This is a genomic window from Streptomyces sp. MNU89 (assembly GCF_020982505.1).
GTDB lineage: Bacteria > Actinomycetota > Actinomycetes > Streptomycetales > Streptomycetaceae > Streptomyces > Streptomyces xinghaiensis.
Genome location: NZ_JAJKLL010000001.1, coordinates 5,821,755 through 5,848,251 on the forward strand (window position 1 = coordinate 5,821,755; position 26,497 = coordinate 5,848,251).

The 26,497-nt window shown below is 73.7% G+C and carries 28 protein-coding genes; 20 read left to right on the plus strand and 8 right to left on the minus strand.

The annotated features are described in order from the left end of the window. Positions 1-67 precede the first annotated feature (67 nt). From E4N63_RS24850 to E4N63_RS24880, 7 genes are all read left to right on the plus strand, one after another. Positions 68-1,066: a hypothetical protein gene (locus E4N63_RS24850; protein ID WP_230242732.1), complete on the plus strand. Its 999-nt coding sequence runs from the start codon at positions 68-70 to the stop codon at positions 1,064-1,066. 60 nt (positions 1,067-1,126) lie between these two features. Next, positions 1,127-2,341 (plus strand): helix-turn-helix domain-containing protein, encoded by a 1,215-nt coding sequence (locus E4N63_RS24855; RefSeq protein WP_230241729.1) that lies wholly within the window; start codon positions 1,127-1,129, stop codon positions 2,339-2,341. A gap of 125 nt (positions 2,342-2,466) precedes the next feature. Further along, a complete protein-coding gene (locus E4N63_RS24860) occupies positions 2,467-2,889 on the plus strand; it encodes an ATP-binding protein (protein WP_230241730.1) in 423 nt (140 codons plus the stop codon). Beyond that, complete coding sequence (locus tag E4N63_RS24865) at positions 2,886-3,095, plus strand: hypothetical protein (RefSeq protein ID WP_230241731.1); 210 nt, start codon at positions 2,886-2,888, stop codon at positions 3,093-3,095. Before E4N63_RS24860 ends, E4N63_RS24865 begins: the two co-directional genes overlap by 4 nt. A gap of 166 nt (positions 3,096-3,261) precedes the next feature. Continuing rightward, the gene (locus tag E4N63_RS24870) at positions 3,262-4,299 is read left to right on the plus strand and encodes an ABC transporter ATP-binding protein (protein ID WP_125625994.1); all 1,038 of its coding nucleotides are present in this window, start codon (positions 3,262-3,264) and stop codon (positions 4,297-4,299) included. Positions 4,300-4,342: 43 nt separating this feature from the next. Continuing rightward, positions 4,343-5,182: an ABC transporter permease gene (locus E4N63_RS24875; RefSeq protein ID WP_125625995.1), complete on the plus strand. Its 840-nt coding sequence runs from the start codon at positions 4,343-4,345 to the stop codon at positions 5,180-5,182. A gap of 59 nt (positions 5,183-5,241) precedes the next feature. Then, complete coding sequence (locus tag E4N63_RS24880) at positions 5,242-5,841, plus strand: ABC transporter permease (RefSeq protein WP_125625996.1); 600 nt, start codon at positions 5,242-5,244, stop codon at positions 5,839-5,841. Between the two features lie 51 nt (positions 5,842-5,892). Here E4N63_RS24880 and ybaK read toward each other — a convergent pair whose 3' ends face one another. From ybaK to E4N63_RS24900, 4 genes are all read right to left on the minus strand, one after another. Next, the gene (gene ybaK / locus E4N63_RS24885; protein WP_125625997.1) at positions 5,893-6,408 is read right to left on the minus strand and encodes a Cys-tRNA(Pro) deacylase; all 516 of its coding nucleotides are present in this window, start codon (positions 6,406-6,408) and stop codon (positions 5,893-5,895) included. Positions 6,409-6,455: 47 nt separating this feature from the next. Next, the gene (locus E4N63_RS24890; RefSeq protein WP_230241732.1) at positions 6,456-7,196 is read right to left on the minus strand and encodes an LON peptidase substrate-binding domain-containing protein; all 741 of its coding nucleotides are present in this window, start codon (positions 7,194-7,196) and stop codon (positions 6,456-6,458) included. An 11-nt stretch (positions 7,197-7,207) separates the two neighbouring features. Beyond that, complete coding sequence (locus tag E4N63_RS24895) at positions 7,208-8,395, minus strand: hypothetical protein (RefSeq protein ID WP_125625999.1); 1,188 nt, start codon at positions 8,393-8,395, stop codon at positions 7,208-7,210. Between the two features lie 171 nt (positions 8,396-8,566). Next, positions 8,567-10,168 carry an oxidoreductase gene (locus E4N63_RS24900; protein ID WP_125626000.1) on the minus strand — a complete coding sequence of 534 codons (1,602 nt, stop codon included), beginning with the start codon at positions 10,166-10,168 and terminating at the stop codon, positions 8,567-8,569. 165 nt (positions 10,169-10,333) lie between these two features. Here E4N63_RS24900 and hisD point away from each other — a divergent pair, with 165 nt between their 5' ends. The 8 genes from hisD (at position 10,334) to hisF (ending at position 16,560) form a co-directional block, all read left to right on the plus strand. Continuing rightward, entirely contained in the window at positions 10,334-11,680 is a 1,347-nt protein-coding gene (gene hisD / locus E4N63_RS24905; RefSeq protein WP_125626001.1) for a histidinol dehydrogenase, read from the plus strand. Then, positions 11,677-12,858, plus strand: a complete 1,182-nt coding sequence (locus E4N63_RS24910; protein WP_125626002.1) for a histidinol-phosphate transaminase — start codon at positions 11,677-11,679, stop codon at positions 12,856-12,858. Before hisD ends, E4N63_RS24910 begins: the two co-directional genes overlap by 4 nt. After that, on the plus strand, positions 12,855-13,448 hold the full coding sequence (gene hisB, locus E4N63_RS24915; protein ID WP_030542950.1) for an imidazoleglycerol-phosphate dehydratase HisB: 594 nt from the start codon (positions 12,855-12,857) through the stop codon (positions 13,446-13,448). The genes E4N63_RS24910 and hisB overlap by 4 nt, the downstream gene beginning before the upstream one ends. After that, positions 13,445-13,612, plus strand: coding sequence for a hypothetical protein (locus tag E4N63_RS24920; protein WP_185831340.1), 168 nt, complete (start codon positions 13,445-13,447; stop codon positions 13,610-13,612). Before hisB ends, E4N63_RS24920 begins: the two co-directional genes overlap by 4 nt. Beyond that, positions 13,609-14,295: an imidazole glycerol phosphate synthase subunit HisH gene (gene hisH, locus E4N63_RS24925; RefSeq protein ID WP_125626003.1), complete on the plus strand. Its 687-nt coding sequence runs from the start codon at positions 13,609-13,611 to the stop codon at positions 14,293-14,295. Before E4N63_RS24920 ends, hisH begins: the two co-directional genes overlap by 4 nt. Positions 14,296-14,448: 153 nt before the next feature. Then, on the plus strand, positions 14,449-15,177 hold the full coding sequence (gene priA / locus E4N63_RS24930; protein ID WP_125623936.1) for a bifunctional 1-(5-phosphoribosyl)-5-((5-phosphoribosylamino)methylideneamino)imidazole-4-carboxamide isomerase/phosphoribosylanthranilate isomerase PriA: 729 nt from the start codon (positions 14,449-14,451) through the stop codon (positions 15,175-15,177). 95 nt (positions 15,178-15,272) lie between these two features. Beyond that, positions 15,273-15,746, plus strand: coding sequence for a RidA family protein (locus E4N63_RS24935; protein ID WP_228429743.1), 474 nt, complete (start codon positions 15,273-15,275; stop codon positions 15,744-15,746). 43 nt (positions 15,747-15,789) lie between these two features. Continuing rightward, positions 15,790-16,560: an imidazole glycerol phosphate synthase subunit HisF gene (gene hisF, locus E4N63_RS24940; protein WP_125623935.1), complete on the plus strand. Its 771-nt coding sequence runs from the start codon at positions 15,790-15,792 to the stop codon at positions 16,558-16,560. A gap of 182 nt (positions 16,561-16,742) precedes the next feature. Here hisF and E4N63_RS24945 read toward each other — a convergent pair whose 3' ends face one another. Beyond that, the gene (locus E4N63_RS24945; protein ID WP_230241733.1) at positions 16,743-17,930 is read right to left on the minus strand and encodes a DUF4157 domain-containing protein; all 1,188 of its coding nucleotides are present in this window, start codon (positions 17,928-17,930) and stop codon (positions 16,743-16,745) included. Positions 17,931-18,244: 314 nt separating this feature from the next. Between E4N63_RS24945 and E4N63_RS24950 the strand changes: the two genes are divergently transcribed. From E4N63_RS24950 to E4N63_RS24960, 3 genes are all read left to right on the plus strand, one after another. Continuing rightward, on the plus strand, positions 18,245-19,723 hold the full coding sequence (locus tag E4N63_RS24950) for a DUF4157 domain-containing protein (RefSeq protein WP_230241734.1): 1,479 nt from the start codon (positions 18,245-18,247) through the stop codon (positions 19,721-19,723). 39 nt (positions 19,724-19,762) lie between these two features. After that, positions 19,763-20,131, plus strand: coding sequence for a hypothetical protein (locus E4N63_RS24955; protein ID WP_230241735.1), 369 nt, complete (start codon positions 19,763-19,765; stop codon positions 20,129-20,131). A gap of 403 nt (positions 20,132-20,534) precedes the next feature. Next, positions 20,535-21,170 carry a TMEM175 family protein gene (locus E4N63_RS24960; RefSeq protein WP_230241736.1) on the plus strand — a complete coding sequence of 212 codons (636 nt, stop codon included), beginning with the start codon at positions 20,535-20,537 and terminating at the stop codon, positions 21,168-21,170. 123 nt (positions 21,171-21,293) lie between these two features. Here the strand turns inward: E4N63_RS24960 and E4N63_RS24965 are convergent, their stop codons facing one another. The 3 genes from E4N63_RS24965 to E4N63_RS24975 form a co-directional block, all read right to left on the minus strand. After that, positions 21,294-22,064 carry an isocitrate lyase/phosphoenolpyruvate mutase family protein gene (locus tag E4N63_RS24965; protein ID WP_230241737.1) on the minus strand — a complete coding sequence of 257 codons (771 nt, stop codon included), beginning with the start codon at positions 22,062-22,064 and terminating at the stop codon, positions 21,294-21,296. Between the two features lie 257 nt (positions 22,065-22,321). Further along, positions 22,322-23,086: a metallophosphoesterase gene (locus E4N63_RS24970; RefSeq protein ID WP_125623931.1), complete on the minus strand. Its 765-nt coding sequence runs from the start codon at positions 23,084-23,086 to the stop codon at positions 22,322-22,324. 329 nt (positions 23,087-23,415) lie between these two features. Further along, on the minus strand, positions 23,416-24,048 hold the full coding sequence (locus E4N63_RS24975; RefSeq protein ID WP_230241738.1) for a TIGR03085 family metal-binding protein: 633 nt from the start codon (positions 24,046-24,048) through the stop codon (positions 23,416-23,418). A 337-nt stretch (positions 24,049-24,385) separates the two neighbouring features. Between E4N63_RS24975 and hisI the strand changes: the two genes are divergently transcribed. Next, entirely contained in the window at positions 24,386-24,793 is a 408-nt protein-coding gene (hisI, locus tag E4N63_RS24980) for a phosphoribosyl-AMP cyclohydrolase (RefSeq protein ID WP_230241739.1), read from the plus strand. Positions 24,794-24,942: 149 nt separating this feature from the next. Continuing rightward, positions 24,943-26,451 carry an anthranilate synthase component I gene (locus tag E4N63_RS24985; protein WP_125623928.1) on the plus strand — a complete coding sequence of 503 codons (1,509 nt, stop codon included), beginning with the start codon at positions 24,943-24,945 and terminating at the stop codon, positions 26,449-26,451. Positions 26,452-26,497: the final 46 nt, after the last annotated feature.

Sequence of the window (26,497 nt, forward strand, 5' to 3'; positions counted from 1 at the left end):
ACGGTCTGGAGACGCCCGAGGACGGCCGCCGCACGGCCCGGACGCGGTCCGGCGGCCGGTGCTGGGCATGGCCGTCACCGGCGCGACCGTGTGCCGGATGCACGGTGGTGCGGCGCCGCAGGTGCGGGCCGCCGCACGGCGCCGGGAGGCCACGGCCGAGTTCTTGCGCACCGAAGGTGACGTGGACGGTCGGCAGGAAGGCCCAGCGGTCGTCGTCTCTCGGCTGATCCGGCAGGCCGCCGGGCATGTGGCGTGGCTGCTGGAGCAGATGCAGCTGTACGGGGAGGAGCGGGACTGGCCGCTGAAGATGTGCGACCTCGCGGCCCGCACAGGCGTGGAAGAGCATCTGGCGACGCTGGCCGCGGTCCAGACGAAGATCATGTTCGATGCGATGAACCGGGCGCTGGACGCCCTGGAGCTGACGGCCGCGCAGCGGGCCCAGGTCTCGGACGTGATGGCTGGTCTCCTGTGGGGCATGGCCACTGAGGGCGGCCGGAATTACCCGTTGCCTGGACACCCTGGCCCGTGTGAGCTGCGGCTTCCTGCGTGCAAACGGTCAGCTGGCCTGCTACCACCGATCCACAGTCCAACGCTGCGCCCTGGTTACCATCCTCCGATGGAATGGTGGAAATCGATCGCGCCCCTGGTCGGTGTTGTCCTGGGAAGTCTCGGCACGCTGCTCGGGCAGAAGCTGTCCGACGCACGCACCCTCCGGCGTGACCGGCTGCTCACGCAGGAAGAGGCGAAGATTCGTCTGGCCGCAGAGCGAGCGACTCTCCAGCGGGAAGCGATCATGGAGATACAGCACGCGCTTGAAGGCAGCATGGCCGCGAACCAACTGCCGCCCGGAGCCAGGATGAGCGAGCAGTTCCGGGCAGCGGCAACGGAAGCCGCGCTGCATCTCCGTGCCCACATCGCCCGACTCGAAGACCGTGAACTAGCGGCCAGCGTGCTGGAGTGGCTGGAGCCGCACCGGAACGCGGCAGTGGCACGGGCGGCGCTCGATGCGCTTCAGGACCGGTTGAGCCGCCATCTCCGAGGGCTATACGCGGACGGCCCTGCCTAGCGGGCGAACGGTGGCGTCATCGGCACCCTGGCCTGAGCACGGCGGGCGTACCGTGGCAGCGTGGCAAAGGAAGACCTGGGGAAGACTCTGCGCCGCTTGCGCCGTCTGGCCTCCCTCACACAAGAAGCGCTGGCCGAGCGCTCCGGCGTATCCGTTGACGTGATCCGTCAGCTCGAACAGGGACGGAAGCATTCGGCGCGTTTGCCCACGCTGCACGCCCTGGCGAACGGTCTTGGCGTGGAGCTGACTACTCTTCTCGGGGACCCGCCTGCAGTGTCCTCCACAGGGGAGAATGACGGTCCCCGCTTCGTGGCGGTGCGCCGTGCCATCATGCCCGCGCTCTGGGGACCGGAGCCCGAGCCACCGGAGCCCGACTTCTCCATGGACAGCCTGCGTGAGCAGATCGCGGACGGTTGGACGCAGTACCACTCTGCCGAGTTCGACACGGTGATGAAGGCGCTGCCGGACTTGACCTCGGATGCGCGCTCCGCCACCGCTTCGGGCAGAGACGACGAGCGCAGGGCCGGATTCGCGGCCCTGGGAAAGGCACTTCAGCTCGCCGGGCACGTAGCCGTGCGAATGGGAAAGACGGACCTCGCTCTGATCAGCCTTGAGCGCGCCATAGACGCAGCCGGGCAGTCCTCCGATCCGCTGCTACTGCCGATGATTGTCAACTCCACGGCGTGGACGTACCAGCGGCAAGGCCGTCTGGAAGACGCGCTGGCTATCGCCCTCCGGGCCGCCGACGACATGGCGAACGCGGGCCATACCGATACAGCCGACGGCCTGAAGGTGTGGGGCGCGCTGACCATGAGCGCCGCCACATCGGCCGCGCGGAGCGGCGACTACGAGCGCGCAGCCGCAATGATGGAGACGGCCGAGAAGGAAGCCGCCCGAGTCTCGAAGCTGGCCGACGGCGGAGACAACCGCATGGTCAGCGTGTTCAGCCCCTCATCGGTCCGCATTGAACGCGTCCGGCTCGCAGTGCAGTACGGGCACCCGCAGGACGCCCTGGCTCTGGCAAAGGGGATGCGGCTCAGCAAGGACACGCCTCCGTCATGGCGCACGTGGCTGCTGCTGGACGTGGCCCGCGCCCACACGGACACCGGGGATGCGGCCGGAGCGGTGAAGACCCTGGAGTCCCTGCGCCGTGTGGCGCCGACATGGATGCGACACCACACCTTGGCCGTGGCCATCGTGCGCGACCTGTGGGCGCTCCCCAATCACCCGCCGGGTCTGCGGCCGTTGGCGGAGTTCCTGGGGGTCTGCGAATAGTGTGGTGAGAGTGGGACGTTGCGCCCCTGTCAGTGCTCCAGGTATGTCGCTTACATGAGCGGACAGCGCCCCGGCGGCCGTGCGACCGGCCCCGGGGCTTGGCCGATCTGAGAGAGCAGACCGACATGCCGCAACCTACAACGCGGGCTCGCAGGACCGGGCACCCCGGGTACAGCGAGACCCTGCCCCGCCAACCCGAGAGCGCCGCGCCCGCCCGGCGCCTGGTCCGTGCAGCGTGCGCCGCGTGGCGCCTGGACGACTTGGCCGAGGACGGCGCCACGATCGTCTCCGAACTGGTGGCCAACGCCGTGCAGCACGCCCGGCGTGACTCGATCCGGGTAGTTGTCGAGAGGCCCGAGACGGCGCGTGTGCGTATCGGCGTCGTGGACTTCTCGAAGGCGCCACCGGTGCACAAGGCATCCGGCCCCGAGGACGAAGGCGGGCGCGGCCTCGCGCTCGTGTCGGCGTTGGCCGAGGACTGGGGCACCGAGCCGCTGCCGTGGGGGAAACAGGTGTGGGCGGAATTGCACGGGAAGGGACACGGATGACCGGCGAAGAGACGTTGCGCGCGTGGGTGGGTGACCTGATCCACGACGAGGACGCCGACCGGCGCGGGATCGTGGCGGACGTGCGCGGCGGTGCCACATGGGTGCTGCGGCCGGAGCATGGGCCGGACCGGTGGACCTCACGGCAGCCGGATCGGCTGCGGGTGATCAAGACCCGTGAAGAGAGACTGCGGGGCCGCGATACCTGACGCCCGTGACGACGAAAGCCCCGGCCGGGGCTTCCGTCGTCACGGGCTCTGACGCACGTCTCACGGACTGTGCGCCCTCTCGGGGAAAACCCGGTTCTGGCCTGGAAACTTTCGCCAAGTAGAGACTCCTCCGACCCCTGAGAGACGGCCTGTAGGGTAGTTGACCGTGAGCACGGGCACAGCACAGGCGGCACACGGCGCCGGCGGCGCGGCGGCGGCCGCCGCGCCGGTCTGCTCGGTGCGCGGCCTGGTCAAGACCTATCCGGCCGCCCGCGCCCGCCGCGGCACCCCGGCCCACCCGGCCGTCCGGGCCAGCGACGGCATCGACCTGACGGTGCGGCGCGGTGAGATCTTCGGCCTGCTGGGACCCAACGGCGCCGGCAAGTCCACCCTCGTCCGCCAGCTCACCGGGCTCATGCGCCCCGACGCGGGCGAGGTCCGGGTGCTCGGCCACGACCTCGTACGCCATCCCGAGCGCGCCGCCCGGCTCATCGGCTACCTCGGCCAGGAGTCCACGGCGCTCGACGAGCTGACGGTCGCCCTGGCCGCCGAGACCACCGGGCGGCTGCGCGGCCTGGACCGGCGCACGGCCCGCGCCGAGCGGGACGCCGTCCTCGACGAGCTCGGCCTCGCCGCCCTCGCCGGCAAGCCGCTGAGCCGGCTCTCCGGCGGCCAGCGGCGGCTCGCCTGCTTCGCCGCCGCGCTCGTCGGCGACCGTCCGCTGCTCGTCCTCGACGAGCCCACCACCGGCATGGACCCGGTGGCCCGGCGCGCCGTCTGGGCGGCCGTGGACCGGCGCCGCGCCGAGCGGGGGGCGACCGTCCTGCTGGTGACGCACAACGTCCTGGAGGCCGAGACGGTGCTCCACCGGGTGGCGGTGCTGGAGCGCGGCCGGGTCATCGCCTGCGACACCCCGGCCGGGCTCAAGGCGCTGGTGGACGGCGAGGTGCGGCTGGAGCTGGTGTGGCGGGACCGGCCGCCGCTGAACGTTCCCGAGGTCGCCGCCGTACGGAAGGCCGCGACGGAAACCGGGCGGCACTGGACGCTGCGGCTGCCGCAGGACCGGGCCCGGGCGCTGGTCGCCGCCGTCACCGGCGGTCCGGCGTTCGCGGCACTCGACGATTTCACGCTGGCCACCCCCAGCCTGGAGGATGTCTATCTCGCGCTCGGCGGAAACGGCACGGAAGGGCTGGTGAAGGGGTGACCGGCGGTACACGCAGGGCCACGGCGGACGGGAGCGGCAGGACGTGAGCGCCGTGTCCGCGCGGGCGGTGCCCGGCGCGGCCCCCGTAGCGGCCGGACCGGCCGGACCGGCCGCCCCCGGCGTGGAGCCCGCGCCGCTCGCGCCCCGCGCGCGGCTGCTGCCCGCGCTGGCCGCCGTCTACCGGGCGCAGCTCTCGCGCGCCCGGGTGGCCCGGATCCCCCTGCTGTTCGTGGCGACCTTCCAGTCGCTGGGGATCATGGTGCTGATGCGCGGCATCGTCCACAGCGGCGAGGAGGCGCGGGCCGTGGTGGCCGGGTCGAGCGTGCTGGTCGTGGCCTTCGTCGGGCTCAATCTGCTCGCCCAGTACTTCGGGCGGCTGCGGGCCGGCGGCGGGCTGGACCACTACGCGACGCTGCCGGTGCCGCCCGCGGCCGTGGTGCTGGGCGCCGCCGGGGCGTACGCCTCGTTCACGGTGCCCGGGACGGTCTTCGTCGCCGTGGCCGGCAGTGTGATGTTCCAGCTCCCGATGGGCCAGCTCTGGGTCCTCGGCGCGGTGATCCCGCTGGCCGGTGCCGCCCTGGCCGGCCTGGGGGCCGCGCTCGGGCTGCTGGCGCCCCGGCAGGAGATCGCCACGCTCCTGGGGCAGCTGGGCATGTCCGCGGCGCTGCTGCTGGGCGTCCTGCCGCCGTCGCGGCTGCCGGAACCGGTCGCCTGGGCGCGCGATCTGCTGCCCTCCACCTACGGTGTGGAGGCGCTCGCCCGGGCCTTCGAGACCCGCCCCGACTGGGCCGCCCTGGGACTCGATCTCGCCGTCTGCGCCGCGGTGGGCGTGGTCTCGCTGGCCGCGGCGACCTGGGCCTACCGGAGGGCGGCGCTGCGGTGAGCCGCCCCGACGGCCCTCCTGCGGAGGGAGGACGGCACGGCACCTGGCACGATGGCGGGGTGACCGCACCGCTGACACCGCCGCCCCACGGCCGTTCCCCCGATGACCCCGTGCCGCAGCCCTCCTTCGGCGCCCCGCCGTCCGCGGGTCTGGAGCCCGGCGAGCTGCGCCGGGCCGTTCTCGTGGGGCTCGCCGTCACCGTCACCGGACTGCTGCTGGGACTGGCCTGGCTGTGGCTGGCGCCGCGCGTGCCGCTGGTCTCCGACGGCAAGGCCGTCTATCTGGAGAACACCGAGGGCGAGCACGCGGTCGGCGCGGACGGCACCTTCGTCCTGCTGGGCCTGGCCCTCGGCGCGGTCTGGGCGCTGCTGGTCTTCCTGCTCTTCCGGCGCGGCGGCGTGCCGCTGGTGGCCGCCCTGGCGGTCGGCGGGCTGCTCGGTTCGGTGATCGCCTGGCGGCTCGGCGTCGCCCTCGGGCCGACCACGGACGTCGTCGCGCACGCCCGCGAGGTGGGCAAGGGCGTCACCTTCGACGGGCCGCTGCAACTGCGGGCGAAGGGCGCGCTGCTGGCGTGGCCGACCGCCGCCATGCTGGTCCATCTCGCGCTGACCGGGTTGTTCGGGCCGCGCGACCCGGAACCGGTGCTGCCGCCGCTCTGAGCGGGGGAGGGTCCGGAGGGGACCGGCGCCGGGCCTCCGCGGCGCCCGGCTTCAGGACCGGGCGATCGGGGCCAGGACGGCGCCCGTGAGTCCGGCGAGGTCCGCCGGGGCCAGTTCCACCTCCAGGCCGCGGCGGCCCGCCGAGACGCAGATCGTGGCGTGCTCCGCGGCCGAGGCGTCGAGCACGGTGGGCAGCCGGCGCCGCTGGCCCAGCGGGGAGATGCCGCCGCGGACGTAGCCGGTGGCCCGCTCCGCCGCCGCCGGGTCGGCCATCGCCGCCCGCTTTCCCCCCGCCGCCGCGGCCAGGGCCTTGAGGTCCAGTGAGCCGGACACCGGGACCACGGCGACCGTCAGCGCCCCGTCCACCTCGGCGAGCAGCGTCTTGAAGACCCGGGCCGGCTCCACCCCCATCGCCTCGGCCGCCTCCGCGCCGTACGAGGCCGCGGCCGGGTCGTGCTCGTAGGAGTGCACCGTGAAGACCGTGCCGGCCTCGGTGAGGGCGACGGTGGCGGGTGTGCCCCCGGCACCGGCCGCCGCTCCGCCCCGTCGCTGCTTCTTCTTCGCCACGTCTCCGTGCCTCCGCCCGTTCCGCCGGCCGGTCCGCCGGGGCCCGTCTAGTTCTGGCTCATCGGCTGCCGGGTCAGGTCGACCGCGGGCAGCGAGGGGATGCTACGGATCACCGCGCTCTCCGCGCGAAGGAGTTTCAGCTCGGCCGCGAGCCGGGACACGGTGTCCGGCGCCTCCAGCAGCCGCTGCTTCGCCGGGGTGTCGAGCACCGCCGCCGCGGCGACCAGGTACGACAGCACCGACGGCTCCCCGGGCAGCTCCTGCTCGCCCGCCAGCGACCGCTCGCTCGCCCCGGCCAGCCGCTTCTGGTACGTACGGAACGCCCGGACCACCCCGGAGGCCAGCGCGCCCGCGCCCTCCCCCTGCACTTCCGGGAGTTCCTCGCACTCGCCGGTCAGATACGGGCCGGAGGCGTCGACCGAGTGCAGCCGGACCCGGGTCGTCCCGGTGGCCAGCACCTCGTAGCCGCCGTCCTCCTTCTCGCGGATCGTGGCCGCGTCGGCCACACAGCCCACGGAGTGGAAGGCGGCCAGCGGGTCGCCGCCGAAGCCCGCGCCGGGGCCGCGCTCGGGCAGCGCGGTGGCGTCCGGCAGGCCCGGGACGGAGGGGGCCGTCTCGTGACCGTCGCGGATGGCGACGACGACGAAGCGCCGCGGGGCGTCCTCGTCCAGCTTCAGCAGGTCGCGCATGAGGGCGCGGTACCGCTGCTCGAAGACGTTGAGCGGCAGCACGAGGCCCGGGAAGAGCACCGTGTTCAGCGGGAAGAGCGGAAGGCGCGCGATGGTCACGACGGCCAAGCCTACTGGCCGGTCTCCACCGCCCGGTCGCCGCGCCGCCACAGGGGCATGCCGGCGGCCACCTGGAGCCGGGTGCCGTCGCGCATCTCCAGGAACTGGCCCAGCGGGTCGTCGGAGACGGCCGTCCACGGGAAGGCCGTGGCGTGCGGGCCGATGAGCCGGAACTGGTCCAGGGCGTCCTCCCAGCGGCCGCGGAGGATCAGCAGCAGGGCGAGGACGTTGCGGACCTCGGCGGGCCACGGGTCGCCGGGCGCGTACCGGGCGGACATGCCGACGGCGAGTTCGACGGCGGCGTCGATCCGGCCCGGGGAGGCGATGTCCGCCAGGTCCCCGAACTCCGTGCGGGCGAGACGGGACCGGGCGGTGCCCCCGGCCGGGGACCCGGCCGCCGGGCCCGCGTGGCCGAGCAGGGCACGGGCCGGGAGGGCCTGCAGCAGGGAGCCGGGGAGCGCGGCCTCGGCGGCCCGCTCGGCGAAGTAGAAGCACGCGTCGTGGCGGCGGGCGCCGAGGAGGACGTCGCCCTCCTCGGGTTCCGTCTCCTCCGCGCCGGCGGCGCCCGCTCGCCCCGTACCGTCCGCGCCGTGCGGCGGTCCGCCGTCCTCCGGGGCCGAGGAGCGGCAGCGGGCGGTCAGATAGCGCAGGGCCGCCACATGGCAGCCGCTGTGGTGCGGGGAGCGGGCGACCGCCTCGGACCAGATGCCGGCGAACTCGGAGTGCGGGAGGCCGAGTCCGCGCGCCCGGTCCAGGGCGATCCGCCAGGGCACCGGGTCCTGCGGCGCGGCCCCGGCGGCGGCGCGGACGAGCGGGGCCGCGGCGCGCAGCCACTCCTCGCGGTCCGCGCGCGGCCGGGCGCGGCGCACGGCGAGTGCGGCGCGGAGCAGGGCGAGGTCGGGGTCGCCGGGGGCGGCCTCGGCCTGCCAGCGGCCGAACCAGTGGGGACGGGACTGCGCGAAGCGCGCCAGGACGTCGGTGCAGCGGTCGCGGTACTCCCACTGGGCGTCGTTCCGGGTGGCGGCGAGCAGGGCGGCGGCGGGGCGGTGGTCGCCCGCCCCGGCGGCGGTGAGCACGCCGGAGAGCCGTTCGTCGGGCGCGTCGAGTACCACGTCGTGGTCGGGAACGAGGTCGGCGGCGAGACGGGAGGTATGGCGGACCATGCGCGCAGTGGTCGCCAGCGCGCGGAAATAGACCATGGCTCCATTGAAAAGCGCAGGTCGTAGCCGTTCCAGCAGTTTCCGGTGACGCTTCGGTATCGGATTTTCGGTTGCCTGGGGGACAGTCAACAAGCGGTAAAAAAACAAGAGTTCGCCGCCCGGTGACGGGGCGGGCGCACCCGGGGGCGGGCCGCCGTTCCCGGCGGCCGGTCAGTTGCGCCGCAGGAGGCGCGAGGCCCCGGCCGCGACGGTCGTGGCGAGGACCCAGCCGAGCAGGATCATGACCACCGACGCCCACTGGTGGAAGCCCGTCATCCGCCAGGACGTGTCCTGGCCCAGGTTGATGACCGGCAGCAGCAGGTCGAGGGCGTAGATCCAGGGGTCCCAGTGCGGGGCGCCCTCGTCGCTGATGGCCGGCGGCTCGATCCGGGAGAACAGCAGCGCGCCGGCCGCCCACAGGAAGGCCATCCACACCGCCGCGCGGCCCGGCCGGTACCCGTAGGCCACCGTCCAGTCCTGCAGGAAGCCCCACAGCTTCCCGGCCACCGGCAGGGTCTCGCGGCGCCGCCGCTGCTTGGCGAGCAGCACCTCGCGGGCGTGGGCGTCCTCACCGCTCGCCCGCAGCGCGTTCGACAACTGCTCGTACGGTTCGGGGGCGTACTCGGGGGTGGCGGCCGCGACCCACTCCAGCCGCATCGCCAGCGGGAACCGGCCGCGCGGGATCAGGCACTCGTAGCCGAACCCGGCCATCGACAGGCCGCCCGGCCCGGGCCAGCTCGACGCCTGGTCCACCAGATTGACCACCTTGGCACCCGACAGCGTCACCCGGCCGCGGTGCGGGCGCTCGCACAGGAAACGCAGCTCCGGCGTCTGGATGCGCCGCATGGACAGCTCCTGGTCGGCCTCCATGACGAAGCGGGCCTGTTCGAAGTCGACGGCGTCCCCGAAGCGCCCGTCGTCCAGCCGGACCCCGCCCTCGCATTCGAAGCGCTGGACGCGCATACCGCTCCCCGGCGTGTTGACGACCCCGTACGGCGGTGTGGTGCCGGTGGCGAACGGCGAGCCGCTGAGCCCGGCGGCGGTCAGATAGAGCGTGCGTTCCACGGTGAGCTGGGGCGCGTTGAGCGCCCGCCGCCCGTGCGGATTGCGCAGCTTGCTGCCGCGCAGGCTGAGCGAGACCCCGATCTGCGCGCCGCGCAGGCTCAGCTCGCCGTGCGACTCGATCAGCTCGGCCTGGAGGTCCTGGCCGACGGAGATCCCGTCGGCGACGATCGAGCGGCCCCGGCGGTCGCGCTCCACGGTGAGCTGGTTGAGCAGCAGATCGGTGCCGATCTGGGCGTCGGTGAGGCGGATGCCGTGGGGCACGGTGCAGCGCGGCAGATGCAGATCGCCCTCCGTCTGCAGCCGCGCGCCCTCCAGCCGCGGTATCCGGCAGCCCACCAGCCGCAGCGTGGTGAAACGGGCCTCCGGCAGCAGGATCTCCCGCTCGAAACGGCAGCCGTGCATCTCCACATACGGATCGACGGTGCCGCCGGCCAGGTCCAGGGTGCCCGTGACGTAGGCACCGTTCAGCTTGAGCGCGGTGACCCGGCCCGGCTGCGGCGCCGGGCCGTCGAGGAGTAACAGCGCCAGGACGCGGGCGCGCACCGTGCGGTCGGGGCCCCAGCGGTGCTGCCCGTCCGGATCGTCGTGGAGCGGGTTGCGGCTGCGCAGATCGTGCGTGCTGCCGTTGCGGAACGCCTGCCACATCCCCCATTCCGCGGGGGTCAGTTCAAGAGATGCCGGCGGCTCGCCGTCCCCTGGCACGGTCACTCGCGCGTCCTCCTCCGTTGTGCACGGCCGTCCCGGCCCGTACAGGTGTCCCATGCCCGCTGGGTAACCGTATGAAAGCCGATGGTCACGAGTGACTGCGGGGTCCCGTATCAGCGATTGATACGGGTGCCCGGTCCGTGTGCCGGGTCTGAGACACTTGACCGCGTGATCTCCCGAATCGATCTGCGCGGCGACGCCCTCCCCGGGGGGGCCGCCCTGCGCGACCTGCTGCCACGAGCCGAGTTCGACGTCGAGGCCGCCCTGGAGAAGGTGCGGCCCCTCTGCGACGACGTGCGCCATCGTGGCTCGGCGGCGGTGCTCGACCTCAACCGGCGGTTCGACGGTGTCACGCTCGACCGGACCCGCGTCCCCGCCGAGGCCCTCGCCCGGGCCCTGGAGGAGCTGGACCCGGCCGTCCGCGCCGCGCTCGAGGAGTCGATCCGCCGCGCCCGGCTCGTCCACCGCGACCAGCGCCGCACCGACCACACCACGCAGGTCGTGCCGGGCGGCACCGTCACCGAGCGCTGGGTGCCCGTGGAGCGCGTCGGCCTGTACGTCCCGGGCGGCCTCGCCGTCTACCCGTCATCCGTGGTGATGAATGTGGTGCCCGCGCAGGAGGCCGGCGTCGAGGGCATCGCCGTCAGCTCCCCGCCGCAGGCGGCCTTCGGCGGTCTGCCGCACCCGACGATCCTCGCCGCCTGCGCCCTGCTGGGTGTGACGGAGGTGCACGCCGCGGGCGGCGCCCAGGCCATCGCCATGTTCGCGTACGGCACCGACGAGTGCCTGCCGGTGAACCTCGTCACCGGCCCCGGCAACATCTACGTCGCCGCGGCCAAGCGGCTGCTGAAGGGCCGGATCGGCATCGACGCCGAGGCCGGGCCGACCGAGATCGCCGTCCTCGCCGACGCCGGGGCCGACCCCGTGCACGTCGCCGCCGACCTGATCAGCCAGGCCGAGCACGACACCCTCGCCGCCTCCGTCCTCGTCACCGACTCCCCGGAGCTGGCCGCGGCCGTCGAGGCCGAGCTGAAGACCCAGGTCGCGGCGACGAAGCACGTGGAGCGGGTCACCGCGGCGCTGGCCGGCCGGCAGTCCGCCATCGTGCTCGTCGACGGCATGGACGAGGGCCTGCGCGTGGTCGACGCCTACGCCGCCGAGCACCTGGAGATCCAGACGGCCGACGCGGCGGCCCTCGCCGCCCGGGTCCGCAACGCCGGCGCGATCTTCGTCGGCCCGTACGCCCCGGTCTCGCTCGGCGACTACAGCGCCGGCTCCAACCACGTCCTGCCCACCGGCGGCTGCGCCTGCCACTCCTCGGGGCTCTCGGTGCAGTCCTTCCTGCGCGGTATCCACGTCGTGGACTACAGCCGCGAGGCGCTCGCGGACGTCGCCCAGCACGTGGTCACCCTCGCCGAGGCCGAGGACCTGCCGGCGCACGGGGCCGCGATCACGGCCCGTTTCCCCGGGGCGCGGACGGACGGACGGGCGGACGGAGGGTCCGGGAGCACGTGAGCGCGAACACCCCGGCCCCCTGGGACGCCCTGCCCATCCGGGAGGAACTGCGCGGCCAGTCCGCCTACGGCGCCCCGCAGCTCGACGTCCCCGTCCGGCTGAACACCAACGAGAACCCGTACCCGCTGCCCGAGCCGATCGTGCTGCGGATCGCCGAGCGCGTCACCGAGGCGGCCCGCACCCTCAACCGCTACCCGGACCGGGACGCCGTCGAGCTCCGCACCGAACTGGCGAAGTACCTCACCCGCACCTGCGGGCACGAGGTCACCACCGGCCAGGTGTGGGCGGCCAACGGCTCCAACGAGGTCCTGCAGCAGCTGCTGCAGGCCTTCGGCGGCCCGGGGCGCACCGCCATCGGCTTCGAACCCTCCTACTCGATGCACGCCCTCATCGCGCGCGGCACCGGCACCGGCTGGATCTCCGGCCCCCGCCACGCCGACTTCCGCGTGGACGTGGAGGGCGCCCGCGCGGCCATCGCCGAGCACCGCCCCGACGTCGTCTTCATCACCTCCCCGAACAACCCCACCGGCACCGCCGTCGAGGCGGAGACCGTCCTCGCCCTGTACGAGGCGGCGCAGGAGGCCAAGCCCTCGCTGGTCGTCGTCGACGAGGCGTACGGCGAGTTCAGCCACCGCCCCTCGCTGCTGCCGCTCATCGAGGGCCGGCCGCTGCTGGTGATCAGCCGCACCATGTCCAAGGCCTTCGGCGCGGCCGGGCTCCGGCTCGGCTATCTCGCCGCCGACCCGGCCGTCGTCGGCGCCGTCCAGCTCGTGCGGCTGCCCTACCACCTCTCGGCCGTCACCCAGGCCACCGCGCTCGCGGCGCTGGAACACACCGACACCCTGCTCGGTTACGTGGAGCAGCTGAAGTCGGAACGGGACCGCCTGGTCACGGAGTTGCGCGCGCTCGGCTGCGAGGTGACCGACTCCGACGCCAACTTCGTCCAGTTCGGCCGCTTCGAGGACGCCCACAAGACCTGGCGGGCCCTGCTGGAGCAGGGCGTCCTGGTCCGCGACAACGGCGTGCCCGGATGGCTGCGCGTCACCGCCGGCACCCCGGCCGAGAACGACACCTTCCTCGACGCGGTACGCGCCGTCCTGGGCCGCCCGGGGAACGCACCGGACCCCCGGCCGGACCCCCCGAGCACCGGGAACCCCACCAAGGAGACGAACCGATGACCCGCGTGGGCCGCGTGGAGCGCACCACCAAGGAGACCAGCGTCCTCGTCGAGATCGACCTGGACGGCACCGGCAAGGTCGATGTCTCGACCGGCGTCGGCTTCTACGACCACATGCTCGACCAGCTCGGCCGGCACGGCCTCTTCGACCTCACGGTGAAGACCGAGGGCGATCTGCACATCGACAGCCACCACACCATCGAGGACACCGCGCTGGCGCTCGGCGCCGCCTTCAGGAAGGCCCTCGGCGACAAGGTCGGCATCTACCGCTTCGGCAACTGCACCGTCCCCCTGGACGAGTCGCTCGCCCAGGTCACCGTCGACCTCTCCGGCCGCCCCTACCTCGTGCACACCGAGCCCGAGAAGATGGCGCCGATGATCGGCGAGTACGACACCACGATGACCCGGCACATCCTGGAGTCCTTCGTGGCCCAGGCGCAGATCGCCCTGCACGTCCACGTGCCCTACGGGCGCAACGCCCACCACATCGTCGAATGCCAGTTCAAGGCCCTCGCCCGCGCGCTGCGCTACGCCAGCGAGCGCGACCCGCGCGCCGCCGGCATCCTGCCGTCCACCAAGGGCGCGCTGTGACGGGGCTGTCCACCGTCCTGATCGTCGTGGGGCTCTTCCTGCTCGGCGGGGTGATCTCCTTCGCCAAGCAGGGGCTGCCCAGGGGCGTCATCGTGCTGCTGGCGATCAGTTCGGCGATGTGCCTGGCGGCGGGCATCATGCGGCTGGAGGGAGTATGGGAATGACCGGAACCGCTGAGGTGGCGGGCACGGGCGCCGGCGGAAGCGCCGGCACCGGCAAGAAGGTCGTCGTCTTCGACTACGGCTTCGGCAACGTCCGCTCCGCGGAGCGCGCCCTCGCCCGGGCCGGCGCCGACGTGGAGATCACCCGCGACTACGACCGCGCCATGAACGCCGACGGGCTGCTCGTCCCCGGCGTCGGCGCCTTCGCCGCCTGCATGCAGGGGCTCAGGGAGGCACGCGGCGACTGGGTCGTCGGCCGGCGGCTGGCCGGCGGGCGCCCCGTCCTGGGCATCTGCGTCGGGATGCAGATCCTCTTCGCCCGCGGCATCGAGCACGGCGTCGAGACCGAGGGGCTGGACGAGTGGCCGGGCACCGTCGGCCCGCTGCGCGCCCCCGTCGTGCCGCACATGGGCTGGAACACCGTGAAGGCGGCCGAGGGTTCGCAGGCCTTCGCCGGGCTGGACGAGGACACCCGCTTCTACTTCGTCCACTCCTACGCGGTCGGCCAGTGGGACTTCGAGGCCGGCAACGCCTCCATCCGCCCGCCGAAGGTCAGCTGGACCACGCACGGAGAGCCGTTCGTGGCCGCCGTGGAGAACGGCCCGCTGTGGGCCACCCAGTTCCACCCGGAGAAGTCCGGCGACGCCGGCGCCCAGCTGCTGCGCAACTGGGTCGACACCCTCTGACACCCTCTGACGGCACCGCGCGGCGGCGGCCGGGGCCGCCGCCGGCCCGCCCGGGCCGGCCGCTCCGTCCACCTCCCACCGCCCGCCGCGCGGGACCGGCCCCCACCGCCCACCCGTCCACCGCCCGCCCCGACACCGAAGGCACGCCACGCCATGACCACGCACCGCCTCGAACTCCTCCCGGCCGTCGACGTCCGTGACGGCCGGGCCGTCCGCCTCGTCCACGGCGAGTCCGGCTCCGAGACGTCCTACGGCGACCCGCTCTCCGCCGCCCTCGCCTGGCAGAAGGCGGGCGCCGAGTGGCTGCACCTGGTGGACCTCGACGCGGCCTTCGGCACCGGCGACAACCGCGAGAAGATCGCCGAGGTCGCCGGCTCCATGGACATCAAGGTCGAGCTGTCCGGCGGCATCCGCGACGACGCCACCCTGGCCGCCGCCCTCGCCACCGGCTGCACCCGCGTCAACCTCGGCACCGCCGCCCTGGAGACCCCCGAGTGGGTCGCCCGGGTCATCGCCGAGCACGGAGACCGGATCGCCGTCGGCCTCGACGTCCGCGGCACCACCCTCCGCGGCCGCGGCTGGACCCGTGACGGCGGCGACCTCTACGAGACCCTGGCCCGGCTCGACTCCGAGGGCTGCGCCCGCTACGTGGTCACCGACATCGCCAAGGACGGCACCCTCCAGGGCCCCAACCTGGAGCTGCTGCGGAACGTCTGCGCCGCCACCGACAAGCCCGTCGTGGCCTCCGGCGGGGTCTCCTCCCTGGACGACCTGCGGGCGATCGCGGCCCTGGTGCCGGAGGGCGTCGAGGGCGCCATCGTCGGCAAGGCCCTCTACGCCAAGGCGTTCACCCTGGAGGTAGCGCTCGCCGCGGTGTCCTGAGCTGTGTGACGGCCGCGGTGCGTACCGAACCGCCGCGGCTGTCCCGTCCCGTCCGCCCAGCCGCCCCCGCCCCCAGCTTCGAGGAGCAGGAACCGATGCCGATGCCCGGAACCGGACCGTCCGACGCCGTCCCGTCCATACAGCGCGTGCAGACCGACAGCCCCTGGGAGGAGTCGATCGGTTTCGCGCGGGCCGTCGCGGCGGGGGACCGGGTGCTGGTCTCCGGCACCATGCCGCTCGTCGGGGGCGATCTGATGGGCGAGGGCGACCCCTACGAGCAGGCGCGGACGGCCTTCCGCAACGCGCTGGACGCGCTCGCGCGGTTCGGCCTCGGCGCCGGGGCCGTGATCCGCACCCGCATGTACCTGACCCACGCCCGCGACGTGGAGGCCGTCGGCCGCGCCCACCAGGAGATCTTCGGCGCCGTGCGCCCGGCCGCGACCCTGGTCGTGGTCTCCGGCTTCGTCGACTCCCGGGTGCTGGTCGAGGTGGAGCTGGAGGCGTTCCGCGGCGACGACCGCTCCGCGCCCGCCGGCACCGCGCAGACGTCCGCGCAGACCCCGGCGTAGACCTTCCGCACACAGACCGACAACGAAGAGGAGACCGAGCGACATGACCCTGGCGGTCCGAGTCATCCCCTGCCTGGACGTGGACGGCGGCCGGGTCGTGAAGGGCGTCAACTTCCAGAACCTGCGCGACGCGGGCGACCCGGTCGAGATGGCCAAGCTGTACGACGCCGAGGGCGCCGACGAGCTGACCTTCCTCGACATCACCGCCTCCTCCGGCGACCGCGAGACCACCTACGACGTGGTGCGGCGCACCGCCGAGCAGGTCTTCATCCCGCTCACCGTCGGCGGCGGCGTCCGCTCCACGGAGGACGTCGACAAGCTGCTGCGCGCCGGGGCGGACAAGGTCGGCGTCAACACCGCGGCCATCGCCCGCCCCGAACTGATCCGCGAGATCTCCGAGCGCTTCGGCAGCCAGGTTCTGGTCCTCTCCGTCGACGCCCGCCGCTGCCCGGAGGGCACCACCACGCCCTCCGGCTACGAGGTCACCACCCACGGCGGGCGGCGCGGCACGGGCATCGACGCCGTCGAATGGGCCCACCGCGCGGCCGGGTTGGGCGCCGGGGAGATCCTGCTCAACTCGATGGACGCCGACGGCACCAAGGACGGCTACGACACCGAGATGATCAAGGCGGTGCGGGCCGAGGTCACCATCCCGGTGATCGCCTCCGGCGGCGCGGGCAAGCTGTCCGACTTCGCCCCGGCGGTCACCGCCGGCGCGGACGCGGTCCTGGCCGCCTCGGTCTTCCACTTCGGCGACCTCCGCATCGGCGAGGTCAAGCGCGCCCTGCGCGAGGCCGGCCACCCGGTCCGCTGAGCGGGCGGCGGGCCGGTGCACCGGCCCGCCGACATGGAGCCGTACCGGCCCGGCCGTGCCGACTGGTAGCAGCCATGCCGGGCAGGCCCCGGTCCGCTGTACCGGGTCCGCCGTGCCGCTCCGGGCGTTGTTGGACCGCGGCACGGGACGCGGCCGCCCGCACCGCTGTTCGGGCACGGGGCTCAGGACGCGTTCGCCGTGCGCCCCGACTGCTGTCCGCGTGTCCGGTCCACCAGATGGAGCACCGTGAGCGGCGCGGAGGGGAGCGCGATCCAGCCCTGCTCGTTCGAGCTGCCCCTGGACAGGTACTTCGCCGCGATGGAGATGACCACCAGCGCCTGCTTGTGGCTGAAGCCCTCGGCGGTGCCGGGGCGCGTGGTGAACTCCGGCAGCTGACCGCCGTAACCGATCTGGGATTGGCTCGCGGCCCGGTCCGGAGCGGTGGTGCTCGCGCTGGCAGACCCGCCCCCCGCGCTGCCGTTCGACTCCATGGCCTCGGCCCGTGACAGTGAGGTGCCGCGCCAGAGGATGACGTGCTGGTCGGACTGCTGCTCCACCAGACTCGCCACCGTGGACTCGGGCGTGGGCTGCGGCAGCTGTGACTCGAACCTGGTGCTGAAGTTGTCGTCGTCCGAGTCGTAGTTGTCGCTGTCCGGGTCCCGCTCCGTCGGCCCGGTGGCGTGCCGGGCGAGCTGCACGGGGATGCCGGCGTCGGCCGGGGCCTGCCGCGCATCCTCCGGTGCGCGCTGGACGTCGGGGAGCGGGGCGGACATCACGCGTGACGCGTTGGCCTCGGCCGCCCGCTCGAACCGGTCGCCCGGGTCGGACACCCGCACCCCGCCGGGCCCGGTCGTGCCGTCCACCGACCCCGAGCGCTGCTGTATCACATGGGTGAGCTCGTGCGCGAGCGTGTGGGGATCGGCGCCGTCCGGACCGATGGCGATGTCGTTGCCCGAGGTCCAGGCCTTGGCGCCGAGCTCGGCCGTGGAGCGCTGGGCCACCGCGTCGGTGTGCACCCTGACATCGGAGAAGTCGGCGCCCAGCCTGGTCTCCATCTCGTTGCGGAGCGGCTCGTCCAGCGGCCGCCCGGCCGAACGCAGCACGTCGTGCACCGGGGACCGCTGCACCTCCGGCTGCTCGGCCCCGTGGCCGCAGCCGGCGCCGTGCTGGTGCCGTTCCTGCTCCGGGAGGTGCCCGGCCTGACGGAGCATCTGCACGACGCCCGCGTTTCCGGCACTGCGCTGTAAAGCCGCGATCGTCTGCGGTGACGTGCTGCCGGCGACAGGCTGCGCCACCACGGCCGCCTGCTCCGGCGGGCTCGCCGCCCGCCGTTGAGCGGCGTCCTTCTCCGGCTGCTTCTTCGCGTGCATGAGGACCTTTCGTCTGGGCGTCCTCACTTCTCTACACAGGAGAAGGCAGGCGGGAAAGGTCCGGCCGGACAGCCCCGGGTGCACGATGACCGGTCCGAACAGTGCAGCGGTCACGGCAGGGCGCCCCTTTCCACCCGGAAGGGCAGGGAACTCTTCCCTTCGGTACCTGGACCCGATGATCATGTCCTGCGTATTCAGAGGGCGTTGGATCCGATCACAGGAAGAGGGGCGCCGTGCACGTCCACGCCCATGCCCGACCGTCCGGCGACCAGGAGCGGCGCGCACCGGCGCGTACTCCCGCGGCCGGAGGTGACATGCCCTCCCGCAGCCTGCCCGCGCTGCAGGCCGCCGCGGGGAACGCGGCCGTCGTGCAGATGCTCCGCCGGGCCGGGCACCTCACGGAGCAGGAACGGCACCAGCACGGCGACGGCTGCGGCCACCGGCCCGAGCAGCCCCAGGTGCAGCGCTCGGCCGTCCATGACGTGCTGCGTGCCCCCGGGCGGCCCCTTGACGACGCCACCCGCGCCGAGATGGAGACCCGGCTGGACGCGGATTTCTCCGACGTCCGGGTCCACAACGACAGCGCCGCGAAGGCGTCCGCCGCCGAAGTCGGTGCCCGTGCCTACACCTCCGGCAGCCATGTCGTCATCGGCGACGGCGGCACCGACAAGCACACCCTCGCCCATGAGCTGACGCATGTCATCCAGCAGCGGCAGGGTCCGGTCGCGGGCACCGACAACGGCGCGGGCGTGAGGGTGTCGGATCCCTCGGACCGGTTCGAACGCGAGGCGGAGGCCAACGCGACGCGGGTGATGTCGGGTCCGGCGGAGCGGAGGAGCGGCCCGGAACCGGCCGGCGCGGACGGTACGGGCGGCGCGGGGGCAGCGGGTCCGGTGCAGCGTTCGGCACCGGCGGTCCAGCGGATGAAACTGGCGCAGGGCAGGATCGCGTTCACCAACGTGGCCCTCAAGTACCCGGAGTACATGGAGAAAGCCGGCCGGCTCCTTCAGCTCCTCGCGGGACACAGCATGATCAGGAGTTACCTCGGGGAGCGCGACTGCTCGATCACGCTGGAGAAGCGCACGACGGAGACCCCCGCCGACGTGATCGACAAGGGGGAGGAGGGCGTGTTCGTCAACCTCGCCTCCTACTACTTCGAGAACTACGACATCGGCTACATAGCCGGAATGCTCTGCCACGAGTTCGGCATCCACCCGCTCGCGGAGAGCATGCCGAACATGGCACGGGAGGAGAAGAGCTTCCGGGACATGCCCTTCCCCGTGCCCGGTCTGGAGAGCGAGGACAGGGGCGGGCCCGACGGGTTCGTCTCGATGAACTCGGCCAACGCCAAGCAGGCCGACCACGTGCTCGGCGCCATCCCGGGCAGCCCCCGCTACACCGTCTACCGTGACGTGGCCCTGGAGATGGCGCAGATGCTGCTGCGGGACGCGGAGACCCGGGTCCAGGGGGCCAGGGAGCAGGACGTCACGGACCTGCTCGACTGCTTCCTGATGGACGTCGCCTCCATCGCCGCCACCAACGACGACCGCAAGCGCGGGCTTCCCGTCTTCACCAACCGGGAGGGTGAGGCGGTGCGCCGCGACATCGCGACGGTCTACAACGCCTACAAGCAGCGGCTGGTGAACGGCCTGCCGCCGGACCGCCAGGGCATCGCCCCGCTGTTCCCGCAGGACAAGACCCCGCAGGCCGTCAAGGCGGACTTCCAGACGCTCATGGCGCGCATCGCGAAGGGCGCGTTCCGGGCCTGGAGCATCGACAACAGCGAGGGATGACGCGAACCCGGAACGGCGGACGCGACGCATGATGGAGAGATGACCGGAGGAGAACGGGTTCGGCACGGCAGCCCGCAGCGCTACGCGGAAGCGTTCCTGCGGGCCGCCCGCCCCGCCCTGGAGGACTTCCCGGTCTGCCGGGGCGCGCGGCTGGAGTCACTGGACGTCGAATACCTGACGGATGACCGGGACGCGGAGGGCGCCGTCCGCGCCGTCTGCGCGGTGGCCGCCGTCACCTTCCGCGGCCACCGCTTCTCCTACCGCCGGGGCATCTGGCCCCCTTTTCACCCGGCGTCCACGACCGCCGCGATCTACGCGACGGTCCTGGAGGAGCGGCTGCTGACCCGACCCCGTCCTCCGTGCGTCTCCGGGACGGACGCGGCGAACGAGCCGCCGGTCGAGCTGTGACGGCCGGGATGCGGATCGTCGAGATGATGGGCGGCGACGGCGAACAGGTCCACTTCAACGGTCAATGTTTGCGGGCGTTCACGCTTGCCGGTGATTCGGCGCCCGCGTCAGCGGGGGATCGCACGCGTGCGCATCGCGGAAGGTTGCCGAGCCGTGCAAGAAGGCAGCAGCGCAGGTCGTCTTGGACGGCGGACCGTCAGGGGGCCGGAAGCACCCCTGTACGCGCACCCGGACTGAGCCCGGGCGGGCGCGGGCGTACTGGTCCGGACGGCGCCGTCCCGGATGCCGCTGGGGAAGAAACGGGCGAGGATCGGCTGATGTGACGAACACCGGGCCACACCGTGGCGGGAAGGGCTCCCTCGGTGGAAGCGGTGGTACCGCTCGGGCCGGCGGGGCCCAGAGAGTGGAGGCTCTGTCGGACGGGGTCTTCGCCATCGCGATGACGCTTCTGGTGCTGGACATCTCCGTGCCGGCGGGGCTGGACAGCGCGGACTTCCACAAGGAGCTGAGTGATGTGCTGCCGAACATCGCCGCGTATGCGCTCAGCTTCACCGTCATCGCCCAGTTCTGGCGCGATCACCGCAGCATTCTCGGCGCCGCGCCTGCGCCGGACGGCGCGGTCCTCGGTCTGACGCTGCTGGGACTCGCTCTGGTGGCTCTGCTGCCGTTCCCGACGTCCCTGCTTGCCGAGTACACCGACCAGGCAGTGGCCGTGGCGGTCTACTCGGGCACGGTGGCGGCCATCAATGCCGTTCATACAGCCTTGGTGGCCGCCGTCCGCCGCAGCGAGACCGCCCGGGGCCCCGCCGGACCGGCCGACGGGGGCCCGAGGGTCAGGAGACAGCGGCTCGCCGTGGACTCGGGGGTCACCGCCGTGGTCTTCGGTGCCGCCGTGCCGCTGGCTTTCGTCTCTCCGGCGGCGGCCATGTGGTCCTGGCTCACACTGGTCCCGCTGAACTTCGTGATCGGCCGCAGACGACGGCGTACGCAGCAGAAGGCGACGCACCGGGAGCCTGCGGAGAGATCTCCCGAGGCGTGACACCGGCGGGATCGGGCCGGTGTCACACCGTCGTCCGGACGACGCGTACAGGCCACGCGGCCGACGGTTCCTCGGCGAGCGAGTACGCCTGCCATGCCGTCGGCGGCCGGGTCGGGCTCCGGATCAGCCGTCCCGCAGCTCCCGCGCGAGGCCCTGGATCTCCTCCGCGATGCGGCTCTGCAGGCCGCCGCCGAACGTGACGCGGGTGGCGCCCAGTTCGCCGAGTTCGCGCGGAGTGGGGCCGCCGGGGCGCGCGAGCGCGTTGAGCGGGCCGCCGATGCCGGCGGCGAGTCCGGGCAGCAGCTCCGGCGGGGCGAGGATCGGGTAGACGCAGTCCGCGCCCGCCTCGCGGTAGAGGCGGCCGCGTTCGATCGCCGCCCCGGCGTCCGGCACACCGCGGAGGAAGGTGTCGACACGGGCGTTGACGAACAGGCTGCCGCCCGCCGCGGCCCGGACCTCCGCGAGCCAGTCCGCGTGCCAGCGCGGGTCGGCCAGCTGGTGGTCCGCCGGGCCGGAGTCCTCCAGGTTGCAGCCCACCGCCCCGGCCTCCAGCAGCCGTTCGACCAGTTCGCGGGGCGGCAGCCCGTAGCCGTCCTCGACGTCCGCCGAGACGGGGATCGAGACGGAACGGACGATCCGCGCGATCGCCGCGAACATCTCCTCCGGCGGAGTGCCGCCGCCGTCCGGATAACCGAGGGCCGCCGAGATGCCCGCGCTGGGTGTGGCCAGGGCCGGGAAACCCGCGGCCTCGAAGGCGCGGGCGCTGACGGCGTCCCACGGGCCGGGGAGGACGAGCGGAGCGGAGGGCGCCCGGTCGTGGTGGAGGGCGCGGAAGGTCTCGGCCCGCGAAGAGGCTCCGTTGGTGCCGTCGGCGGTGTCGGTCGTGGCAGTCATGTGTGTGAGCGTAGGCAACTGCCGTGGAATCCACCTCCGTTCGAGGTGGGCCCGGCTCCGGCACGGCCCGGGAGCGGGTCAGCACGCCCCGGGGTCCGGGGGCGGAAGCCCCGGCGGGGGAGCAGCCGGTACCGCGCACTGGGCCCGGCGGGACCCCGGCCGGACAGGGGGCCCGGGCGCGGGTGAGGCGCGGGTCCCCGGTGCCCGCGGGACGGAGGGCCGGGGTCCTGGCCAACCGCGCCCGGTCGCGAAGCTGTTCAGGACAGGCCGGAGTCCCCGGGCGCCGGGCGGCGGCCCTCCATGCGCCCGAAGACCGCGAGCGCGTCCTCCGCGGAGTTGCGGGCATGGACGTACTCGTCCGCCCAGGCGGCGGCGTCCGGGAAGGCCGACTCGGCGGCAATCCGCGCGCAGGCGGCCGCGTAGTCGTACGGGGTGCGGCGCAGCTCGACGCCCGGGCCGAGCAGGGCCCAGTGGGCGCCCCGGCGGCCGTACGGCATGCCGACGCTGCCCGGGTTGACGACCAGACGCCCGTGGACGAGGCGGGCGAACGGCATGTGCGTGTTGCCGCAGACGATCACCTCGACCCCGGCGTCCACACCGGCCAGAACCTCGGCCCAGCGGCCGCCGGACGAGTCGGCGAGGACGATCTCCGCGTCGTCGCGCGGGGTGCCGTGGCAGAACAGCACGCGGCCGAGGCCGTCCACGTCCAGTTCGGCGGTGAGCGGCAGACCCGCGAGCCGTTCGGCCTGCTCGGGGCGGAGCCGCTCGGCCGCCCAGACGGAGACCGGGACGCCGGCCGGCGCGCCCTCCACCAGCTCCCGGTCCGCGTTGCCCCGGATCCACAGCGCCCGGTCGCCGAGCGTGTCCAGCAGGTCCAGCGTCTCGACGGGCTGCGGCCCGGCGGCCAGGTCGCCGGTGAGCACGATCCGGTCGGCGGACCGGACGGCGGGTTCGGCGAGCACGGCTTCCAGGGCGGGCAGCACCCCGTGGATGTCGGACAGTACGGCGACTCGCTGCGTCATGGCGGTGACGGTAGTGGCGCCGGACGTGGCCCGCGGGCGGGTTCACTCACCGCGAAGCCCTGCGCCGGCAGGGGCTGTTGCGGCCGTCGGGGCGGTCGGGACTGTCGGGACTGTCGGGGCGGTCGGGGCTGTACGGGGTGACGGGGTCGTGGGCGGCCGCCGTCCCGGATCCGGCGGGGCTCCGGGCGCGGCGATGGGCCCAGGCCCCTCCGGCTCCTCGTCCCCCGACGTGTTCCGCCGGCTCCGTCGCCTCTCCGCCGCCGAGTGGAACGGCGGGGGCCGGGCCCCTCACCACGCCCGGGGGACGTCCGCCGCCCGCGTCAGCCGCGTCAGATGCCCAGCTTGGCCGCGTACGCCTTGGCGACGGCGTCCTTGTCGCCCTCCGTCTCCACACGCGCCTGCTCCTGGCGGCCGTAGAGGAAGAGGAGCAGTTCGCCCGGCTCGCCGGTGACGGTGACCACCGGGGTGCCGCGGTGGGCGACGGCCGTGCGGCCGTCCGGGCGGCGCAGCACCAGGCCGACCGGCGACTTGCGGCCCATCATCCGGGCGGCCTTCTCGATGCGGGACCACAGGGCGTCGGCCAGCACGGGGTCCAGCTCGCGCGGCGTCCAGTCGGGCTGGGCGCGGCGGATGTCCTCGGCGTGCACATAGAACTCGACGGTGTTGGCGGCCTCGTCGATCTGCTTGAGGGTGAACGGCGACATCCGGGGCGGGCCGGTGCGGACGAGCTGGATCAGCTCCTCGTACGGCTTCGCGCCGAACTCGGCGGCCACCCGGTCCAGCCGCGCCGCGAGCGGCTTGACGAACATGCCCGCGGCCGCGTCGGGGCGCCGCTCGCGCACCACCAGGTGCACGGCGAGGTCGCGGGTGGTCCAGTCGCCGCACAGGGTCGGGGCCCCCGGGCCCGCGTTCTCCAACAGATCGGCCAGGAGCAGGCGTTCACGCTTCGCATGGGTCGACATACCGCCACCCTACGACCGTCCCGGGTGAGCGGCCATGATGCCGCGCGGTGGTTCCGGGGACAGTGGGGGAGAACCCGGACCGGGTTCGGGGCCGGTCTCGGGGCGGCCCGGGGAGACCCCGAGACCGGGGCGCTCGCGGCTGGATCCGCCGCTGCGCGGGCGCCGGGTGAGCCGGCGGACCGTGCGCGTGCGGCGGCTCCCTGCAAGCTCCCGGCCGGCGCGGACGTGCGGGAGCGGGCGCCGCGGGCGCGGCCGTGCCTCTCCTCCGGTGCGGCGTGCCGCCCCCGCCGTGCGGCCGATTTCACGAGGCCACCGCCGCGGCGGCACAATGGCGCCCATGTCCAGCGACTCCAGCGACCGCACCGGCTCCTCCGGTCCGGCCGGCTCCTCCGGCCTCGACCCCGCCATCGCCGCACGGCTCAAGCGGAACGCCGACGGGCTCGTCCCCGCCGTCGCCCAGCAGTACGACACCGGCGAGGTGCTGATGCTGGGCTGGATGGACGACGAGGCCCTGCATCGGACCCTCACCACCGGCCGCTGCACCTACTGGAGCCGCAGCCGCGGCGAGTACTGGGTGAAGGGCGACACCTCGGGGCACGTCCAGCACGTCAAGTCCGTGGCGCTCGACTGCGACGGCGACACCGTGCTCGTCCGGGTCGACCAGGTGGGCGCCGCCTGCCACACCGGTGACCGCACCTGCTTCGACGCGCAGGAACTGCCGCTCGGCCCGGCGGCCTCGGCCTGAACCGGGCTCCTCGCCCTGAACCGGCCGCACCGCCTGAACCGGACCCCTCGGCCCGGACCCGGCGCCTCCGGTCCGCCGCCGGGGCCCCGGCGGGCCGCATCGTGGAACGCACCCGGTGGCAGCCGCCGCGCACACTAGGATCCGGGCCCATGAGTACCGGCGCCGCCACGATGGATCTCACGACCTTCCGCAAGCTGGCGGCCGACCGCCGCGTCATCCCCGTCAGCCGCAGACTGCTCGCCGACGGGGACACCCCGGTCGGCCTGTACCGCAAGCTCGCGGCCGAACGCCCCGGCACGTTCCTCCTGGAGTCGGCGGAGAACGGCCGCTCCTGGTCGCGCTACTCCTTCGTCGGTGTCCGCAGCGACGCCACCCTCACCGTCCGCGACGGCGAGGCGCACTGGCTCGGCACGCCGCCCGTCGGCGTCCCCACCGGCGGCGATCCGCTGGAGGCCCTGCGCGCCACCGTCGACACCCTGCACACCCCGCGCGACCTGGGTGACCTCCTCGGCCTGCCGCCCTTCACCGGCGGCATGGTCGGCTATCTCGGCTACGACATCGTGCGCCGCCTGGAGAAGATCGGCGACAGCACCCGTGACGACCTCGGCCTGCCCGAGCTGACCATGCTGCTCACCTCCGACCTGGCCGTGCTCGACCACTGGGACGGCACCGTCCTGCTCATCGCCAACGCGATCAACCACAACGACCTCGATACCGGCGTCGACGAGGCCTACGCGGACGCCGTGGCCCGCCTCGACGCGATGACCGCCGACCTCGCCCGGCCCCTGCCCGGCGGAGCCGCCGCCCTGCCGCCCTCCGAACTGCCCGAGTTCACCCAGCACTGGGGCGGCGCCGCGTACCGGGAGGCCGTCGAGGACATCAAGGAACGCATCCGGGCCGGTGAGGCGTTCCAGGTCGTTCCGTCCCAGCGGTTCGAGACGCCCTGCCCGGCCTCCGCCCTCGACGTCTACCGGGTGCTGCGCGCCACCAACCCCAGCCCGTACATGTACCTTCTGCGGCTCGACGGCTTCGACGTCGTCGGCTCCAGCCCCGAGGCGCTGGTCAAGGTCGAGGACGGGCGCGCCATGCTGCACCCCATCGCGGGCACCCGGCCGCGCGGCGCCACCCCGCAGGAGGACGCCTCCCTCGCCGAGGAACTGCTGGCCGACCCCAAGGAGCGCGCCGAGCACCTGATGCTGGTCGACCTCGGGCGGAACGACCTCGGCCGGGTCTGCGAGCCGGGCAGCGTGGAGGTCGTCGACTTCATGTCGGTGGAGCGCTACAGCCACGTCATGCACATCGTGTCCACCGTCACCGGCCGTCTCGCCGAGGGCCGCACCGCCTTCGACGTGCTCACCGCCTGCTTCCCGGCCGGCACCCTCTCGGGCGCCCCCAAGCCACGCGCCCTCCAGATCATCGAGGAACTGGAGCCGACCCGGCGGGGCCTGTACGGGGGCTGCGTCGGCTACCTCGACTTCGCGGGCGACTCCGACACCGCCATCGCCATCCGCACGGCCCTGCTGCGCGACGGCACCGCGTATGTGCAGGCGGGGGCCGGGGTGGTGGCCGACTCCGACCCGGTCTCCGAGGACACGGAGTGCCGCAACAAGGCGGCCGCAGTGCTGCGCGCGGTACGGATGGCGTCGCGGCTGCGGTAGCGGCCGCGGCGGACCGCTCGGGTCCGGTCCCCGGCCCCGGCCCTCC